The sequence below is a fragment of the Xanthomonas cannabis genome (genome assembly GCF_040616535.1).
GTDB lineage: Bacteria > Pseudomonadota > Gammaproteobacteria > Xanthomonadales > Xanthomonadaceae > Xanthomonas > Xanthomonas cannabis.
In genome coordinates this window covers 1707462-1724621 of record NZ_CP136580.1, presented here as the reverse complement: position 1 = coordinate 1724621, position 17160 = coordinate 1707462, and the positions used below count along the sequence as shown (strand labels likewise).

13 protein-coding genes are annotated in these 17160 nt (G+C 65.3%); 6 read left to right on the top strand and 7 right to left on the bottom strand.

Annotation, left to right across the window (positions count from 1 at the left end):
- Nucleotides 1–99: 99 nt before the first annotated feature.
- The gene (locus RZV17_RS07365) at nucleotides 100–1617 is read right to left on the bottom strand and encodes a fumarate hydratase (RefSeq protein WP_355608288.1); all 1518 of its coding nucleotides are present in this window, start codon (nucleotides 1615–1617) and stop codon (nucleotides 100–102) included.
- Between the two features lie 282 nt (nucleotides 1618–1899).
- Between RZV17_RS07365 and RZV17_RS07360 the strand changes: the two genes are divergently transcribed.
- Together RZV17_RS07360 and RZV17_RS07355 are read left to right on the top strand one after the other, a co-directional pair.
- Nucleotides 1900–3777 (top strand): ABC transporter ATP-binding protein, encoded by a 1878-nt coding sequence (locus RZV17_RS07360; RefSeq protein ID WP_184385113.1) that lies wholly within the window; start codon nucleotides 1900–1902, stop codon nucleotides 3775–3777.
- Between the two features lie 202 nt (nucleotides 3778–3979).
- A complete protein-coding gene (locus RZV17_RS07355) occupies nucleotides 3980–4759 on the top strand; it encodes a ferredoxin--NADP reductase (protein ID WP_039414483.1) in 780 nt (259 codons plus the stop codon).
- A 130-nt stretch (nucleotides 4760–4889) separates the two neighbouring features.
- On the opposite strand, the gene RZV17_RS07350 is transcribed toward RZV17_RS07355, so the two are convergent.
- Nucleotides 4890–5378, bottom strand: coding sequence for a glutathione peroxidase (locus tag RZV17_RS07350; protein ID WP_355608285.1), 489 nt, complete (start codon nucleotides 5376–5378; stop codon nucleotides 4890–4892).
- Nucleotides 5379–5849: 471 nt separating this feature from the next.
- Between RZV17_RS07350 and RZV17_RS07345 the strand changes: the two genes are divergently transcribed.
- A complete protein-coding gene (locus tag RZV17_RS07345; protein ID WP_355608282.1) occupies nucleotides 5850–8060 on the top strand; it encodes a M3 family metallopeptidase in 2211 nt (736 codons plus the stop codon).
- A gap of 91 nt (nucleotides 8061–8151) precedes the next feature.
- Here RZV17_RS07345 and RZV17_RS07340 read toward each other — a convergent pair whose 3' ends face one another.
- The 3 genes from RZV17_RS07340 to RZV17_RS07330 form a co-directional block, all read right to left on the bottom strand.
- On the bottom strand, nucleotides 8152–8652 hold the full coding sequence (locus RZV17_RS07340) for a MarR family winged helix-turn-helix transcriptional regulator (RefSeq protein ID WP_184440076.1): 501 nt from the start codon (nucleotides 8650–8652) through the stop codon (nucleotides 8152–8154).
- Nucleotides 8653–8718: 66 nt separating this feature from the next.
- Nucleotides 8719–9564, bottom strand: a complete 846-nt coding sequence (locus tag RZV17_RS07335) for a hypothetical protein (protein WP_355608278.1) — start codon at nucleotides 9562–9564, stop codon at nucleotides 8719–8721.
- Between the two features lie 40 nt (nucleotides 9565–9604).
- Nucleotides 9605–9889, bottom strand: coding sequence for a GNAT family N-acetyltransferase (locus tag RZV17_RS07330; RefSeq protein WP_166750639.1), 285 nt, complete (start codon nucleotides 9887–9889; stop codon nucleotides 9605–9607).
- Between the two features lie 210 nt (nucleotides 9890–10099).
- Between RZV17_RS07330 and RZV17_RS07325 the strand changes: the two genes are divergently transcribed.
- A complete protein-coding gene (locus RZV17_RS07325) occupies nucleotides 10100–10306 on the top strand; it encodes a hypothetical protein (RefSeq protein ID WP_104579981.1) in 207 nt (68 codons plus the stop codon).
- 141 nt (nucleotides 10307–10447) lie between these two features.
- Here RZV17_RS07325 and RZV17_RS07320 read toward each other — a convergent pair whose 3' ends face one another.
- Nucleotides 10448–11056 (bottom strand): rhomboid family intramembrane serine protease, encoded by a 609-nt coding sequence (locus RZV17_RS07320; protein WP_039414461.1) that lies wholly within the window; start codon nucleotides 11054–11056, stop codon nucleotides 10448–10450.
- Between the two features lie 7 nt (nucleotides 11057–11063).
- Nucleotides 11064–12629 carry an oligopeptide:H+ symporter gene (locus RZV17_RS07315; protein WP_166743275.1) on the bottom strand — a complete coding sequence of 522 codons (1566 nt, stop codon included), beginning with the start codon at nucleotides 12627–12629 and terminating at the stop codon, nucleotides 11064–11066.
- Between the two features lie 284 nt (nucleotides 12630–12913).
- Between RZV17_RS07315 and RZV17_RS07310 the strand changes: the two genes are divergently transcribed.
- Together RZV17_RS07310 and RZV17_RS07305 are read left to right on the top strand one after the other, a co-directional pair.
- Nucleotides 12914–14683, top strand: a complete 1770-nt coding sequence (locus RZV17_RS07310; RefSeq protein ID WP_355608275.1) for a M14 family metallopeptidase — start codon at nucleotides 12914–12916, stop codon at nucleotides 14681–14683.
- A gap of 179 nt (nucleotides 14684–14862) precedes the next feature.
- A complete protein-coding gene (locus RZV17_RS07305) occupies nucleotides 14863–17052 on the top strand; it encodes a glycoside hydrolase family 3 C-terminal domain-containing protein (protein ID WP_355609240.1) in 2190 nt (729 codons plus the stop codon).
- Nucleotides 17053–17160: the final 108 nt, after the last annotated feature.

Below are 17160 nucleotides of genomic sequence, written 5' to 3'. Positions count from 1 at the left end.
CAGCGTTACACACACATGTTCGCAACGACAGTCAGCCCCATGCGGGGGCATACCGGCGGAAGCGGCAATGCGGTGCGCATGGCCGCTTCCTGGCGGTGCTTACTCGACCACGACCGGAATCTTGCCGATCCGCGACTGCCATAGCCGCGGGCCGGTCTTGTGCACCGACTCGCCGCTGGAATCCACCGCGACGGTGACCGGCATGTCCTTGACTTCGAACTCGTAGATCGCCTCCATGCCGAGGTCTTCGAACGCGAGCACGCGCGCGGCCTTGATCGCCTTTGACACCAGATACGCCGAACCACCGACCGCCATCAGGTACACGGCCTTGTTGTCGCGGATCGCATCGATGGCCGCATCGCCACGCTCGGACTTGCCGACCATGCCCAGCAACCCGGTCTGTTCGAGCATCTGGCGGGTGAACTTGTCCATGCGGGTGGCGGTGGTCGGGCCGGCCGGGCCCACCACTTCGTCGCGCACCGGGTCGACCGGGCCGACGTAGTAGATGAAGCGGTTGGTGAAATCCACCGGCAGCGATTCGCCGCGGTTGAGCATGTCGATCATGCGCTTGTGCGCGGCGTCGCGGCCGGTCAGCAGCTTGCCGTTGAGCAGGATCACCTCGCCCGGCTTGAAGCTGGCGACCTCTTCGCGGGTGATGGTGTCCAGGTTCACCCGGCGCGCATTGGTCGGGTTGTAGGTGAGCTTGGGCCAGTCTTCCAGCGACGGCGGGTCCAGCATCACCGGGCCGCTGCCGTCCAGGGTGAAATGCGCGTGGCGGGTGGCCGCGCAGTTGGGGATCAGCGCCACCGGCAGGTTGGCGGCATGGGTCGGGTAATCCTTGACCTTGATGTCCAGCACGGTGGTCAGGCCGCCCAGGCCCTGCGCGCCGATGCCGAGCGCGTTGACCTTTTCGTACAATTCCAGGCGCAGCTCTTCGGCGCGGTTGGAGGCGCCACGCGCCTGCAGGTCGACGATGTCGATCGGCTCCATCAAGGCTTCCTTGGCCAGCAGCATGGCCTTTTCGGCGGTGCCGCCGATGCCGATGCCCAGCATGCCCGGCGGGCACCAGCCGGCGCCCATGGTCGGCACGGTCTTGAGCACCCAATCGACGATGGAATCGGACGGATTGAGCATGGCGAACTTGCTCTTGGCCTCCGAACCGCCGCCCTTGGCCGCGACGATCACCTCGACATGGTGGCCGGGCACGATCTTGGTGTTGACCACGGCCGGGGTGTTGTCTTTGGTATTGGTACGCTTGCCGGCCGGGTCGGCCAGCACGCTGGCGCGCAGCTTGTTGTCGGGGTGGTTGTAGGCGCGGCGCACGCCTTCATTGACCATGTCTTCCACGCCCATGGTGGCGTCGTCCCAGCGTACGTTCATGCCGATTTCCAGGAACACGGTGACGATGCCGGTGTCCTGGCAGATCGGGCGGTGGCCTTCGGCGCACATGCGCGAATTGATCAGGATCTGCGCGATGGCGTCCTTGGCGGCCGGCGATTCTTCGCGCTCGTAGGCGGCGGACAGATTCTTGATGTAGTCGACCGGGTGGTAGTAGCTGATGTACTGCAGCGCATCGGCGACGGACTGGATGAGGTCTTCCTGCTTGATCGAGGTCACGGCTGGCTCTACGGCTGGCGGGGGCAATCCGGGCATTTTAGAGCAAACCGCAGGCGCGTCCGGGCACGGCGTCTATCGCTGCGATTGACCGATGCAGCGGATGGCGCGCAGAGCACGCCGCGGGGCCACTGATGATGGCAGTCGGCAGGCGGGCCGACTATCGCCGGGCAGCGGCTGGCGGCAATCTCGGCACCCCGATGGGTACGTCTCTCCTGCAGGCGCTGCCTCCCTGCCCGATTGCCCAACACCCCGCGCCCACGTCGCGCGCGGCACACTAGCGCGATGTCAGCTTCCCGTTCCGGCGCCACTGCGCCCGCTCCCCGTACCGGCCCTACCCTGCGCGAACGCCTGGATGCGCTGCGCAATCTCCCGCCCTTCCTGCGCCAGATCTGGCAGACCAGCCGCTGGCTGAGTGCCAGCAGCATCGGCCTGCGCGTGCTGCGCGCGTTGATGCCGGTGGCGACGCTGTACATCGGCAAATTGATCATCGACGAGGCAATCCACCTGGTCGGCCAGCCGCCGGCATTCGAGTCGTTCGCCCAGGCCTTGGGCAGCGGCCGTCTGAATCGCCTGCTGGAACTGCTGGCGCTGGAACTGGCACTGGCGGTCGGCTCGGACCTGCTCGGCCGGTTGGTCGGCTACGCCGATGCGCTGCTGTCGGAATTGTTCAACAACGCCGCCAGCGTGCGCCTGATGGAGCACGCCGCGCAGCTGGATCTGGAGGATTTCGAAGACCCCGACCGGCAGGACAAGCTGGATCGGGCGCGGCGCCAGACCATGAACCGCATGAACCTGATGAGCCAGTTGTTCGGCCAGGTGCAGGACGCCATCACCGTGATCAGCCTGGCGGTGGGCCTGGTGGTGTATGCGCCGTGGTTGATCGTGCTGCTGGCGGTGGCACTGATCCCGGCCTTCATTGGCGAGGCGCACTTCAATGCGCTGGGCTATTCGCTCAACTTCCAGTGGACGCCGGAGCGGCGCCAGCTCGATTACCTGCGCCAGGTCGGCGCCAGCGTGGAGACGGCCAAGGAAGTCAAGATCCTCAACCTGCACCGCTTCCTGATCGCGCGCTACCGTCGGCTGGCCGACAAGTTCTTCCAGGCCAACCGCGCACTGGCGCGCAAGCGTGCGTTGTGGGGTGCGCTGCTGGCAGCGCTGGGCACGCTGGGCTACTACATGGCCTATGGCTACATCGCCTGGCGCACGGTGCGCGGCGATTTCAGCATCGGCGACCTGACCTTTCTGGCCGGCAGCTTCCTGCGCCTGCGGCAGTTGCTGGAAGGCTTGCTGATCGGCTTTTCGCAGGTCGCCGGCCAGGCCCTGTATCTGGACGATCTGTACTCGTTCTTCAACATCGTGCCGGAGATCCGCTCGCGCCCGAACGCCTTGCCGGTGCCGCGCCCGATCCGCCAGGGCTTCGTGTTCGAGGACGTGGGCTTCCGCTACCCGGACGCCGAGCAGTGGACGGTGCGGCATCTGAATTTCGAATTGCGTGCCGGCGAAGTGCTGGCCCTGGTCGGCGAGAACGGCGCCGGCAAGACCACCCTGGTCAAGCTGCTGGCGCGGCTGTACGACCCCGACGAGGGCCGCATCCTGCTCGATGGCCAGGACCTGCGCGACTACGACCTGGACGATGTGCGCGCCAACCTGGGGGTGATCTTCCAGGATTTCGTGCGCTATCACCTGAGCGTGGGCGAGAACATCGGCGTGGGTCAGGTCGAGGCAATGGATGATGCGCCGCGCATCCGTGCGGCTGCGCAGCGCGCGATGGCCGGCGAGCTGATCGACAGCCTGCCCGAGCGCTACGAGCAGCTGATCGGACGCCGTTTCAAGAACAGCGTGGACCTGTCCGGGGGCCAGTGGCAGAAGATCGCGATTGCGCGCGCCTACATGCGCGACGCGCAGCTGATGATTCTGGACGAACCGACCGCCGCACTGGATGCGCGCAGCGAGTTCGAGGTGTTCCAGCGCTTCAAGGAACTGTCGGACAACCGCACCGCGGTACTGATCTCGCACCGCTTTTCCAGCGTGCGCATGGCCGACCGCATCCTGGTGCTGGCCGCGGGCCGCATCGAAGCGGCCGGCACCCATGCCGAGCTGATGGCGCAGGGCGGACGTTATGCGGAGCTGTTCGAGCTGCAGGCGGCGGGGTACCGGTGATTTTCGGGATTGGGCATTCGGGATTGGGGATTGGTAAGAGCTGCCGGTTCATCCGCGAGCCCCGCTGCATCCAGAACCCAGGATCTGCTCTTGCGAATCCCCAATCCCGACTCCCGAATCCCGGCCAGCCAAATGAGAGCCTCTCTCATTTGGCTGGCTTGAGGTAGAATTGCCAGGTACTCCTTCCACGACACTTACCGGTATGTCTTCCGCTTTCGGCGCCGAAACGGTGCTTGAGGTCCGTCACTGGACTGATGCCTACTTCAGCTTCACCACCACCCGCGATGCCGGTTTCCGTTTCGAGAACGGGCAGTTCGTGATGATCGGGCTGGAGACCGAAACGCGCCCGCTGTTGCGTGCGTATTCGATCGCCAGCGCCAATTGGGAAGAACATCTGGAGTTCTTCAGCATCAAGGTGCCGGACGGCCCGTTGACCTCGCGCCTGCAGCACATCCAGCCGGGCGATAAGGTGCTGGTCGGCAAGAAGCCCACCGGCACGCTGCTGATCAGCGACCTGCATCCTGGCCGCAACCTGTACCTGCTGGGCACCGGCACCGGCCTGGCGCCGTGGCTGTCGATCATCAAGGACCCGGAAACCTACGAGCGTTTCGACAAGGTGATCCTGACCCAGGGCGTGCGCTTCGTGCAGGATCTGGCCTATCGCGATTACTTCGAACGCGAGCTGCCGCAGCACGAATTCCTTGGCGACCTGCTGCGCGACAAGCTGCTGTACTACCCGGCGGTGACCCGCGAAACCTTTGCCAACCAGGGCCGCCTGACCGAGCTGATGGCCGATGGCCGCATGCAGCAGACCCTGGGCCTGCCGACCCTGGATCCGGCCAACGACCGCTTCATGATCTGCGGCAGCCCGCAGATGCTGGCCGATCTGCGTACCCTGCTGGACGCCCGCGGTTTCCAGACCTCGCCGCGCATCGGTACGCCGGGGCATTACGTGTTCGAGCGCGCGTTCGTCGAGAAGTGATGCGACGCGCGTGAGACGTCAGCGCGATGCGGCGTTTACGCAGCCGCGACGCCGGCATGCACTGTCGTAGGAGCGCACCCGGGCGCGATGAAGCGTTCCCGGTAATGCCTCGTCGCGCCCAGGTGCGCTCCTACGATTCAACTAACGCGCGCTCGATGTCCGCAGCCAGGGCCTCCGGCTTGGTGGTTGGCGCATAGCGCTCCAGCACGTGGCCGTCGCGGCCGATCAGGAACTTGGTGAAATTCCACTTGACCGCCTCGGAACCGAGCACGCCGCGTTGTTCGCGCTTGAGCCATTGCCACAGCGGATGCGCGCCGTTGCCGTTGACCTCGATCTTCGACGACAGCGGAAAATCCACTGCGTAATCCAGCGAACAAAACTGGCGGATCTGCGCCGCATCGCCAGGTTCCTGATGCCCGAACTGATCGCATGGAAAGCCGATCACCACCAACCCACGTTCGCGATACCGCTGCCACAGCGCCTGCAAGCCCGCGTACTGCGGGGTAAACCCACATTTGGATGCGACATTGACCACCAGCACCACGCTGCCGACGTAGTCGCGCATCGATTGGGTGCGACCGTCCAGGTCGGTGAATTCAAACGTGGCAAGGTCGCTCATGGCGTGCTCGGATGCGCAGGGAAGCGGCAGCGTAGCGCAGCTGTGGCTGTACAGCACGGCAGCGGCACGGCAGGCTGAGGCTTGCGTGCAAGTGCGAAGCACGGCGCCGCGATGGCGGGGCCGTCCACATGTGTCGGCCTTTCAGCAGATCCGCCTCGGCGCCGAGCAGCCACGCCAGACAACCCCGGCGAGCGAACACAGCCCCCAGCACGTCATCGCCGGACCAGCACAGGTCCGCACCGCGTTGCGGCGCGTGCATGCTGATTGCCGCCCCCGCATCGCGCCCAGGCGAGCGCGGTCCGGCGGCGCCAACCAGGCAGCGAACCCGCCATCACGTCGACTGGCCAGCGGGCTCAACCCGGCCGCGTCCGTCCGTGATTGCGCAATGGCCCTGCCGGCCATGCCTTTTGTCACACGCCTGTCCTGCCCGGCTGGGGTAGCCTCGGCGGTTCGCACTTTGGAGCCACCCTCTTGACCACCCGCCTCGCCTTTGCCCTGGCCGCTTCCCTGGGACTTGCCATGCCGTCCTACAGCATCGCCGCCCCCGCCACCACGCAGGCCGCCACCCAGGCCGCCACCCAGGCCAACCCCTTCTTTGCCGACAGCACGCTGCCGCTGCATTACCCGCAGTTCGACAAGATCACCGACAGCGACTTCGCACCCGCCTTCGATGCCGGCATGGCCGAGCAACTGAAGGAAGTGGACAAGATCGCCAACCAGAAAGCCAAGCCGAGCTTCGACAACACCATCATCGCGCTGGAAAAGAGCGGCGCCACGCTCGACCGCGCCACCACGGTGTTCTTCAACCTGGTCGGTGCCGACACCAACGACGCACGCAAGAAGTTGCAGGCCGATTATTCGGCGAAGTTCGCTGCGCACCGCGATGCGATTTCGCTCAACGGCAAGCTGTTCGCGCGTATCCAGACCCTGTACGACCAACGCGCCAAGCTGGGCCTGGACGCGCAAGGCGTGCGCCTGGTCGAGAAGTACTACAGCGATTTCGTGCGCGATGGCGCCAAGCTGTCGGACGCGGACAAGACCACGCTCAAGGCGATGAACGCCGAGCTGGCCAACCTGGGCACCACCTTCAGCCAGAACGTGCTGGCCGAGGTGAATGCCGCTGCGGTGGTCGTCGATGACGTCAAGCAGCTCGACGGGCTGTCCGATGAGCAGATTGCCGCTGCCGCCGAAGCCGCCAAGGCGCGCAAGCTCGAAGGCAAGTATGTGATCGCCCTGCTCAACACCACCGGCCAGCCACCGCTGACCCAGTTGAAGAACCGCGAGCTGCGCAAGAAGATCTACGACGCGTCGGTGTCGCGCGGCAGCCATGGCGGCCAGTACGACAACACCGCGCTGGTGTCGCGCATCATGAAGCTGCGTGCCGACAAGGCCAAGCTGCTCGGCTTCCCCACGTATGCCGCCTATTCGCTGGAAAACCAGACCGCCAAGACGCCCGAAGCGGTCAACGCGATGCTCGGCAAGCTGGCACCGGCCGCAGTGGCCAACGCCAAGCGCGAAGCCGCCGATCTGCAGGCGATGATCGACAAGGAACAAAAGGCCGCGCGCAAGCCGACGTTCAAACTGGAAGCCTGGGATTGGGCCTACTACAGCGAGAAGGTGCGCCAGGCCAAGTACAACTTCGACGAGTCGCAGCTCAAGCCGTATTTCGAGCTGAAGAACGTGCTGGAAAACGGCGTGTTCTATGCGGCCAACCAGGAATACGGCCTGACCTTCAAGCAGCGCACCGATCTGCCGACCTACCGCGACGACATCACTGTCTACGATGTGTTCGACGCGGACGGCAAGCAGCTGGCGATCTTCATTGCCGACATGTATGCGCGCGAATCCAAGCGTGGTGGCGCCTGGATGAACTCCTACGTGTCGCAGTCCGAGCTGACCGGGTTCAAGCCGGTGGTGGCCAACCACCTCAACATTCCTAAGCCGCCGGCCGGCCAGCCGACCCTGCTGACCTGGGACGAGGTGACCACGATGTTCCATGAGTTCGGGCATGCGCTGCACGGCATGTTCTCCGACGTCAAATACCCGTATTTCTCCGGCACCAGCGTGCCGCGCGACTTCGTCGAGTTCCCCTCGCAGGTCAACGAGATGTGGGCCGACGAGCCGTCGATCCTGAAGAACTACGCCAAGCATTATCAGAACGGCACGCCGATGCCGCAGGCGCTGCTGGACAAGGTGATCGCCGCGTCCAAGTTCAACCAGGGCTTTGCCACCACCGAGTATCTGGGTGCGGCAATGCTGGACCAGAACTGGCACCAGGTCAGCGCCAGCGACGTGCCCGATGCCGCAGGCGTGATGGCGTTCGAAGCCAAGGCCCTGCAGCAGGACGGCATCGCCTACGCGCCGGTGCCGCCGCGTTACAAGACCCCGTATTTCAGCCACATCATGGGCGGTTACGCGGCCGGCTATTACGCCTACATCTGGTCGGAAGTGCTCGATGCCAACACCCAGCAGTGGTTCAAGCAGCACGGCGGGCTGAGCCGCGCCAACGGCGATCGCTTCCGCAAGACCCTGCTCTCGCGCGGCGGCAGCGTGGATGCGATGGAGCTGTTCCAGAACTTTGCCGGCCATGCACCGCAGATCGAGCCACTGCTCGAAAAGCGTGGCCTGAGCGCGCAAGGCGGCGATGGCGCCACCCCGGACGCGCCGCAGTCCAAGCCGTAATGGCCGCTGCATAGGCAACGACGCCGCCCGGAGCGATCCGGGCGGCGTTGTCGTTTCAGGCGATGTCGGGTGCGAACGCTACGCTGCCTGATCAGAGCTCGACTGCGTCCACTCCATCGAGCAACTTCTTCAACAGCTTTTCCAGGCGTACCTGTTCGGGTTCGCTCATGCCTGCGGTTTCTGCATGCAACAACGTACATGCGTCGGGCAGCAGGCTTTCGATCAGCACCAGGCCTGCCGGCTGCAGGGTCAGCACGATCTTGCGTCGATCGTCCGGGCTGCTGCCGCGCGCGATCAATCCCTTCTCGCACAGCTGGTCGGTCAGGCGCGTGATGTTGGCAGGCTTTTCGCTGGCCGCCTCGGCCACTTCGGTCGGCGTGATCGCCTGCTCCGGCGTGCCGTACAACATCATCAGGATCTCGTACTCCGGCGGACTGATCCCATAGGGCTTGAGCCGCACGCAACTCTGCGTGTGCAGACGCTTGTAGAGATGCTTGATCAACCTCACCAGGACAGCCGGCTCCCGCGGAAAGGCTGGATAGCGCGCGCAGGTGTGGTCCACGCGGTTCGCGGTTTGATCGAAACTGCTCATATCACCCGTTTGATTACATTACTGAATGGCCAGGCCATTCAATCACATCGGTTGCAGGGCAACGGCTCAGTGAGCGAAAAGATGTGCATATTCCGGCGCGACCCACGGCAAGAGTGTGGATGCAGCCACCTCGGCCGTCTGTGTGCCATCCGAATAGGGGCCGACCTGATACGGCGGAAACACGAAGCGCACTGCAGCGATCTGCCCGGTGGCATTCAACACCGGCACGAACTGCGCGAAGTTGTCCACCTGCGCGGCAGTGCCCTCGGCAATCATGCGATCGGCAGAGGCCACCTGCTCGGCCTGTTCTTCCACCGGTACACGATCGGCTTCCACGCGCTGGGTTGCGGCGGCATGCAGCTGCGCGGCGACGTCGCGGCCGATCTTCTCCCAGCCCGCCGGATCGGGAACCATGGCCTGCGCCGTCAATTGTCTGCGCTCCTTGACCAACCACACGAAGCGGGCCACCAGGGGGTCGCCATGTGCGCCGCCGGTGTAGCGGCTGCCATCGGCGGAGACGACGATCAGATCGGCCGTCTGCACGAGCGTTTCGAAAGCCAGCGACAACTCGTAAGGCGCTGCAGGCTTGTCGTTACCCAAGCCGGACACCGCCTCCATCAACTCGCCGCGGGCGGCATTTGCATAGTTGCGGATCAGTGCGGTCAGTTCCGGGTACGCATCCAGCCCGCGCGGGTAGCTGATGCCCACCATGTAGGCAGGCGTTTGCTCGATCACATCTTCCAGCGGGCCGCTCTGCACCAGCAAAGGCTCCTGCGCCGGCGTTGCGCTCGCGGCCGCATCGGCCGCCGGTTCTGCGAGTTCGGGCGTGGCGGGTTCGCGCTGGGTACAACCCGCCAACAGCGCCAGCACCAGCAGGCCCCGTACACCATTCACTGCAAGCAACCGCCCCATTCCCACCTGCTCCCCTGATCGAACCATCTGCTGCCGGCACTCAGGCCAGCAGATCCTGAAATTGTTGATGCCGGCGGACGTACGCCGCGGCGTAGCTGCAAGCCGGCACCACCGTCAGCCCGTGCTCGCGCGCGAAGTTCAAAGCGGCCTCGACCAGCGTGGCGGCAATTCCTCGCCCTGCGATCGCGTCCGGCACCAGCGTGTGTGTGATGGTCATGCGCGCACCGTCGCGGTCATAGATCAGCTCGGCACGTTGTCCATCGGTGTCTACGACGAAGTGCTGCTGACTCGGTTCGTGTACGGCGTGCACTGTCGCTGCCTCCATCGTGGTCTGCGCCTGGCAGTGAGTGTTTGCCAAGTGTGACCAGCGCGACGCCGCGCCTGCGTGAAAATGAACCCACGCTGTGACCGCCCGCGCAGCCTGGCAGACCTGTTCTCAAGTTCGCTCAGGCAACGCCGATAGCTGACTCGAAGGCGCTCGCTGCAACCGGTCTCCGGCATGGCCAGCTCCCTCTTACCTACGAGGAGTCACCGCATGCACAACGATTCGGCCGGACACACCGCAGACAGCGACAGCTCGTTGCTCGAGGGCCTGTTCCAATTCGCCATCACCGGCGACACCCACAACCCCGATTTCGCCCAACTCAACGATACCGTCTACCAGCGCCTGCAGCAGGCCTATGGCGCGACCTCGGGTGCAGCGCTCGGCAGCACCACCGATCAGGAACGCAACGCGGCCTGAAGCCGGCGTCGCTGCATCTGCCGGGGCTGGCGCCGCCATCGTGCCGGCCCTGGCGCAGTCTGCAGGACCCGCCGATTGGCACCGCTGCAACGTGCGTGGCCATCGCTGCCTGGCGGACGCCTCGCTGCCGCCGGCGGACACTCAGCCAAAGCGCGGATTGGACAGCTGCTCCAGAAAGACCTGCCACACACGCGGCTCCATGATCAGCATGAACATCACCCCGAATGCCGCGCCGGCCAGATGCGCGCTGTGGTTGATGCGGTCGCCGCCGCGGCGGTCCATCCACAGGCTGTAGCCCACATAGAACACCGCATAGATGATCGCCGGTGCCGGAATGAACAGCACCAGGATGATCGTCCACGGCTGCAGCAGGATGAAGGCGAACAACACCGCCGACACCGCACCGGACGCACCCAGGCTCAAATAGTTGGGGTTGTGCTGGTTCTTCAGATAGCTGGGCAGGATCGACACCACCAACGCAGCCAGATAGAACAGCGGATAGGTCAGCACGCTGCCGGTCAGCTGTGTCATCACGTTCTCGATCACCCGGCCGAAAAAGAACAGCGTGATCATGTTGAAGACCAGGTGACCCAGGTCGGCATGAATGAAACCGTAGGTCACCAGCCGGTCGTACTGCCGGTTCTTGTCCAGCGCCGGCGGCCACAGGATCAGCCGGTCGGCCAGCTTGCGGTTGTTGAACGCCATCCACGAGACGATGCCGGTGATGGCGATCAGGATCAGGGTAATCATGCAGACCTCAGGCAGAGCGGTAATTGTCGACCATGCGATAACGGCGCGCGTACAGGCCGAAGGCCAGCGCCGCCAGAAACGCAAACGCTGCGAAGAAGAACATCAGGAATGCCGCCTCGCTGAGCCCAGTATCGGCGATATGCGAGGTCACCGTCGCGTTGCGCACCGCCACGTTCGATAGCAGCACCCACAGGTTGCCGACGGTGGTGGTGAGATACCAGAAACTCATCACCACGCCCTTCATCGATGCCGGTGCCTGGCTGTAGGCGAACTCGATGCCGGTGGCTGACACCAGCACCTCACCGAAGGTGAGCAAGGCATAGGGCAGGATCTGCCAGGCGATGTGCATCGGCTCGCCGCCGTCCATGACCACCTGGATCGCCCCGACCGCAATCCACGCCACGCCACTGAAGGCAATGCCGCTGGTCATGCGACGCAACGGCGTCGGCTCCCAGCCGCCACGGCGCAGCAGCGGGTACAGCACCAGGTTGTTGAAGGGAATCAGCAGCATCACCAGCAACGGGTTGAGCGCCTGCATCTGCGAGGCGGTGAACCAGGCCGGCATGGTCATCTCCCGTCCCTGCAGCACCCAGGTGGACGCCTTCTGGTCGAACAGGGAAAAGAACGGCGTCACCAGCGCGAAGATCACCAGCACGCGCAGCAAGGCACGCACACCTTCCACGGCCGCGTCCGGATGCGTGCCGCGTGCACGCTCCAGTTGCCACCAGGTACCGCCGCCGATCCCGGCCAGCAGCAGCACCAGCGCCATGCACAGGCAGATCACGATGCCCAGCGGGGCCACCAGCGCCAGGCAGGCCAGTGCAGCCACCACCGAAAGGACGGCCAGCACCAGGCCGGGCCGCCCCTGCCCCGGCGCGCGTGCCAGCAACGCCGTCCGCACCACCGCGCCAAACCCGTGCGGATCTTTCGGCGGCAGCGGCACCCGCACGTAGCGGCTGCGGCCCAGCCAGAACACCAGCGTGGCCACGAACATCAGGATGCCGGGGATGCCGAACGCCCAGGACGGGCCAAGATTTTTCAAGGCCAACGGAATCAGCAGCGAGGCGAACAGCGAGCCGAAATTGATGATCCAGTAAAAGGCATCGAACACCACCTTGGCCAGGTGCTTGTTGGACTGGTCGAACTGGTCGCCCATGAACGAGGCCACCAGCGGCTTGATGCCGCCCGCGCCCAGCGCGATCAAGCCCAGCCCGACAAAGAACCCGCTGCGGCTGCCTTCGAACGCCGCAAGACAGGCATGCCCGGCGCAGTACACCAGGCTGAACCACAGGATGGTGTTGTATTTGCCGAAGAAGCGATCGGCCAGCCAGCCCCCCAGCAGCGGGAAGAAATACACCCCGATCATGAAGCTGTGCAGGATGTGCTTGGCTTCGGCCTCGCGGCCCGGCGCGCCAACCTCCTGCAGCAGCAGTGAGGTGATCAGGAACTGCACCAGGATGTTGCGCATCCCGTAGAAGCTGAAACGCTCGCAGGCTTCGTTGCCGATGATGAAAGGAATCTGGCGCGGCAGGCGCGCACCGGCGGTAGGGCCCGGCAAGGTGGAGGTGGTCAAAGGCGGTCCGGTCGAGCGGTAGACAGGCGCTATCGTACCGGCGCCAGGACGTCGCCGGCCATGCGGTCCTGCCGTGCACAGCGCACCGCACGGCCGATGCGCAGGACACTGGTGCGTTCGATGTCATCAAACGCCTGTGCATTGCGCATGGAGGCGCAGCGAAAAGCAGCGCCGACCGGGCGCTCGCGCTCGCTGCTGGCCGCCGCCCATGCCGCAGTGCAGATTGGCCTGCCCGCTCGGCTCGGCTACATTGCAAACGTTTTCCTGGAACACTGGACCGCTGGATGCCCCGCTTCACCCGCCTGGCCCTGAGCCTGTTGCTGCTGACTTCCACCCCTGCCGCGCTTGCCGCCGCGCCGCTGACCACGCAGGCCGAGCGCAGCGGCTTCGTGCAGACCGGCCGCTATGACGAAGTCATCGCGCTGTGCGATGCGTTTGCGCAGCGCTGCCCGCAGGCGGTGCGCTGCATCCAGTTCGGCACCACGCCGGAAGGCCGGCCGATGAAGGCCCTGGTCGTCTCCACCAGTGGCGCGCTCGACGCGCAATCGGCCGTGCAGCGCAAGCTGCCGGTGGTGTTGATCCAGGGCGGCATCCACGCCGGCGAGATCGATGGCAAGGACGCGGGCTTCCTGGCATTGCGCGAATTGCTCGACGGCAAGGCCGGCAAAGGCGTGCTCGACAAACTGGTGTGGGTATTCGTGCCGGTGTTCAACGTCGATGGTCATGAGCGCTTTGGCGCCTGGAACCGGCCCAATCAACGCGGCCCCGAACAGATGGGCTGGCGCACCACCGCGCAGAACCTCAATCTCAACCGCGATTACGTCAAGGCCGACGCGCCCGAGATGCAGGCCATGCTGCGCCTGGTGCAGCAGTGGGACCCGCTGATGTATGTGGACCTGCACGTCACCGATGGCGCCAAGTTCGAGCACGACGTGTCGGTGCAGGTGGAGCCGGTGCATGCCGGCGATGCGACCTTGCAGCGCGACGGCACGCGCTGGCGCGACGCAGTACTGGCGGATCTGAAAAAACAGGGCTCGCTGCCACTGCCCTACTACCCCTCCTTCGTACACGAAGACGACCCTGCCTCCGGCTTTGCCGACGATGTCTCGCCGCCACGCTTCTCGCACGGGTATTTCCTGCTGCGCAACCGCTTCGGCATGCTGGTGGAAACGCATTCGTGGAAGGACTACCCCACACGCGTGCGGGTGACCCGCAATGCCATCGTGTCGGTGCTGCAGCAGACTGCACGCAATGGCACGCAGTGGCGCGCCGATGCACTGGCTGCCGACCAACGCGCCATGCAGCTGGCTGGCACATCCGAGCCGTTGAGCTTTGCGGCCGGCCCGCAGGCGCGCACGGTCGCGTTTCGCGGCTATGCATACACACGCACGCCGTCGCCGATCTCCGGCGCGTTGATGACGCACTACGACGAGCGCACACCGCAAATCTGGAAAGTGCCGCTGCGCGACCAGATCACGCCCGATGTGGTGGTGGATGCGCCGCGTGGCGGCTATCTGGTGCCGGCCGCGCAAGCGGCCCTGGTGGGCGAAAAACTGCGCCTGCACGGCATCGACTTCATGACCATCGGCAGTGCGGCCACGCGCCAGGTGCAAACCTTCCGCGCCGACAAGGCCAGCGCTGCAGCGCGTTCCAACGAAGGCCATCAAAACCTGCAGGTCAGTGGGCAGTGGCGCGATGAAACCCGCGCCGTGCCGGCCGGCTCGCTGTTCGTGCCGATCGCCCAACCCAAGGCGCGCCTGGTGATGGCGATGCTGGAACCGCAGGCGCCGGATTCGCTGCTGCAGTGGGGCTTTTTCAACACCGCGTTCGAGCGCAAGGAATACATGGAAGCCTATGTCGCCGAAGAGGTGGCGCGCAACATGCTCGCCAACGATGCCGCATTGAAGGCGCAATTCGAACAGCGCATCGCCAGCGACCCGGACTTTGCCAAGGATCCGCAGGCACGGCTGGAATTCTTCGCCAAGCGCCATTCTTCGTGGGATGAGCGCTACCAGCTCTACCCGGTCCTGCGCACCGCGCAGACCGGCTTCTAACCGCCACGCCGATTCCGGCGGCGGCAGCGCGGCATAGCCGCGTCCACCCGATTCGGGCACTTCGGTGCCCACACGTTCGTTACGACCCAGCACTACAAGGACACCCCGTGCCACAGCTCGATATGAAAACGTTTACACATCGCCAGAACCGCCCGCGCCCCCTGGTCCTGGCGGTAGTCATGGGCCTGGGCATTGCCCTGGCTGCACCGCTGGCAGTCGCACAAGGCGCACCGTCGTCGCAGCCGTGGATGGACACCGCATTGACTGCGGACCAGCGCGCCGACCGCTTGCTGGCGCAGATGACCGACGACGAAAAATTTCAGATGTTGCGCAGCTACTTCGGCCTGGGTACGGACAAGATTCCCAAGCCCGAAGGCGCGCTGGGCTCGGCCGGTTACGTGCCCGGCGTTCCGCGCCTGGGCATCCCCGCGCAGCAGCTGGCCGATGCCGGTGTCGGCGTGACCAACCCGGGGGGCATCCGCAAGGGCGACTTCGCTACCGCGATGCCATCGGGCCCGTCCACGGCATCGAGCTGGAACCCGCAACTGGCGTATGCCGGTGGCAAGACCATGGGCCGCGAATCCTGGCAGCAGGGCTTCAACGTGTTGCTGGCCGGCAGCGTCAATCTGCAGCGCGACCCGCGCAACGGGCGCAATTTCGAATACGCCGGCGAAGATCCGTTGCTGGCCGGCACCATGGTCGGCGAGTCGATCCGCGGCGTGCAGAGCGAACATGTGTTGTCGACGATGAAGCACTACGCGCTCAACGACATGGAAACGCGGCGCAACTTCCACAGCGCCGATATCGGCGAGCAGGCGATGCACGAGTCGGATCTGCTGGCCTTCGAGATCGCGCTGAAGGTCGGCGACCCGGCCTCGGTGATGTGTTCGTACAACAAGATCAACGGCATCTACGGCTGCGAGCACGATTACCTGCTCAACCAGGTACTCAAGCAGGAATGGAAATACCCCGGTTACGTGATGTCCGACTGGGGCGGCGTGCATAGCGGATCCAAGGCGGCGTTGGCCGGGCTGGATCAGCAATCGGCCGGCGAAGTGTTCGACGCGGCGGTGTTCTTCGACGCGCCGTTGCGCATGGCGGTGTCGGCCGGCGTGGTGCCGCGTGCGCGTTTCGACGACATGGTCAAGCGCGTGCTGCGCAGCCTGTTCGCGCATGGCGCCTTCGATCACCCGACCCAGCGCCAGCCGATCGACGGCAAGGCCGGTCTCTTGGCTGCGCAGCATGTGGCCGAGGAAGGCAGCGTGTTGCTGCGTAACGAGCAGGCCACCTTGCCGCTGTCCAGGGACGTGCGCCGCATTGCCGTGATCGGCGGCTACGCCGACAAGGGCGTGATGTCCGGCGGCGGCTCCTCGCGCGTGGACTACACCATCAACGGCGGCAACGCGGTACCGGGCATCACGCCGACCACGTGGCCCGGCCCGGTGATCATCCACCCGTCGTCGCCGTTGCAGGCGCTGCGCGCCGCGTTGCCGAATGCGCAGATCGATTACCTGGACGGCAAGGACCGTGCAGCTGCCGCACGCGCGGCCAAGGCTGCCGATGTGGCGATCGTGTTCGCCACCCAGTGGGCCGCCGAATCGGTGGATCTGCCGGACATGCGCCTGCCCGACAACCAGGACGCCTTGATCGAAGCGGTGGCCAAGGCCAACCCCAAGACCACCGTGGTGCTGGAAACCAACGGACCGGTGCGCATGCCGTGGGCCGAGCGCGTGCCGGCGGTGCTGCAGGCGTGGTACCCGGGCATCGGTGGCGGCGAGGCGATCGCCAACCTGCTGACCGGCGCGGTGAACCCGTCCGGCCACCTGCCGGTGACCTGGCCGGTGGACGAATCGCAGCTGCCGCGCCCCTCGATTCCGGGCCTGGGCTTCAAGCCGGCCAAGCCGGGCGAAGACAGCATCGACTACGCCATCGAAGGCGCCAACGTCGGCTACAAGTGGTTCGCCGCACGCAATCTCACCCCGCGCTACCCGTTCGGCCACGGGCTGTCGTACACCCAGTTCCGCATGGGCGGGCTGCGCGTGGACGCCAACGGCAGCCAGCTCACCGCCAGCTTCGAGGTGGAAAACATCGGCCCGCGCGAAGGCGCCGCGGTGCCGCAGCTCTACGTCACCCTGCCCGACGGCCACGCCACCCCGCTGCGCCTGATCGGCTGGCAGAAGCTCACGCTCAAGCCGGGCGAAAAGCGCAGCGTGCAGGTGGTGGCCGAGCCCAAGACCTTGGCCGACTTCGATGCCAAGGCGCGCCGCTGGAACATCGCGGCGGGCGCGTATCGTGTGCAGCTGGCACGTTCGGCCAGCGAACCGGTGCAAAGCGTGGAGGTCGCCCTGCAGGCCACGCAGTTGCCGTGAGCGGCCCCGCGGCGGACGCATGCTGCCCGCATCCGCCGCCCCGCCGCCGCCCTGGTCACGCGCATCGCAAGCGACGCTAAAATTTTGCAAAAGATGCGTTGACAGCCA

Excerpts from the sequence above, each read along its gene's own strand:
- RZV17_RS07360 (WP_184385113.1), top strand. The coding sequence starts at position 1,900 with ATGTCAGCTTCCCGTTCCGGCGCCACTGCGCCCGCTCCCCGTACCGGC.
- RZV17_RS07355 (WP_039414483.1), top strand. The coding sequence starts at position 3,980 with ATGTCTTCCGCTTTCGGCGCCGAAACGGTGCTTGAGGTCCGTCACTGG.
- RZV17_RS07350 (WP_355608285.1), bottom strand. The coding sequence starts at position 5,378 with ATGAGCGACCTTGCCACGTTTGAATTCACCGACCTGGACGGTCGCACC.
- RZV17_RS07340 (WP_184440076.1), bottom strand. The coding sequence starts at position 8,652 with ATGAGCAGTTTCGATCAAACCGCGAACCGCGTGGACCACACCTGCGCG.
- RZV17_RS07335 (WP_355608278.1), bottom strand. The coding sequence starts at position 9,564 with ATGGGGCGGTTGCTTGCAGTGAATGGTGTACGGGGCCTGCTGGTGCTG.
- RZV17_RS07330 (WP_166750639.1), bottom strand. The coding sequence starts at position 9,889 with ATGGAGGCAGCGACAGTGCACGCCGTACACGAACCGAGTCAGCAGCAC.
- RZV17_RS07325 (WP_104579981.1), top strand. The coding sequence starts at position 10,100 with ATGCACAACGATTCGGCCGGACACACCGCAGACAGCGACAGCTCGTTG.
- RZV17_RS07320 (WP_039414461.1), bottom strand. The coding sequence starts at position 11,056 with ATGATTACCCTGATCCTGATCGCCATCACCGGCATCGTCTCGTGGATG.
- RZV17_RS07310 (WP_355608275.1), top strand. The coding sequence starts at position 12,914 with ATGCCCCGCTTCACCCGCCTGGCCCTGAGCCTGTTGCTGCTGACTTCC.
- RZV17_RS07305 (WP_355609240.1), top strand. The coding sequence starts at position 14,863 with ATGGGCCTGGGCATTGCCCTGGCTGCACCGCTGGCAGTCGCACAAGGC.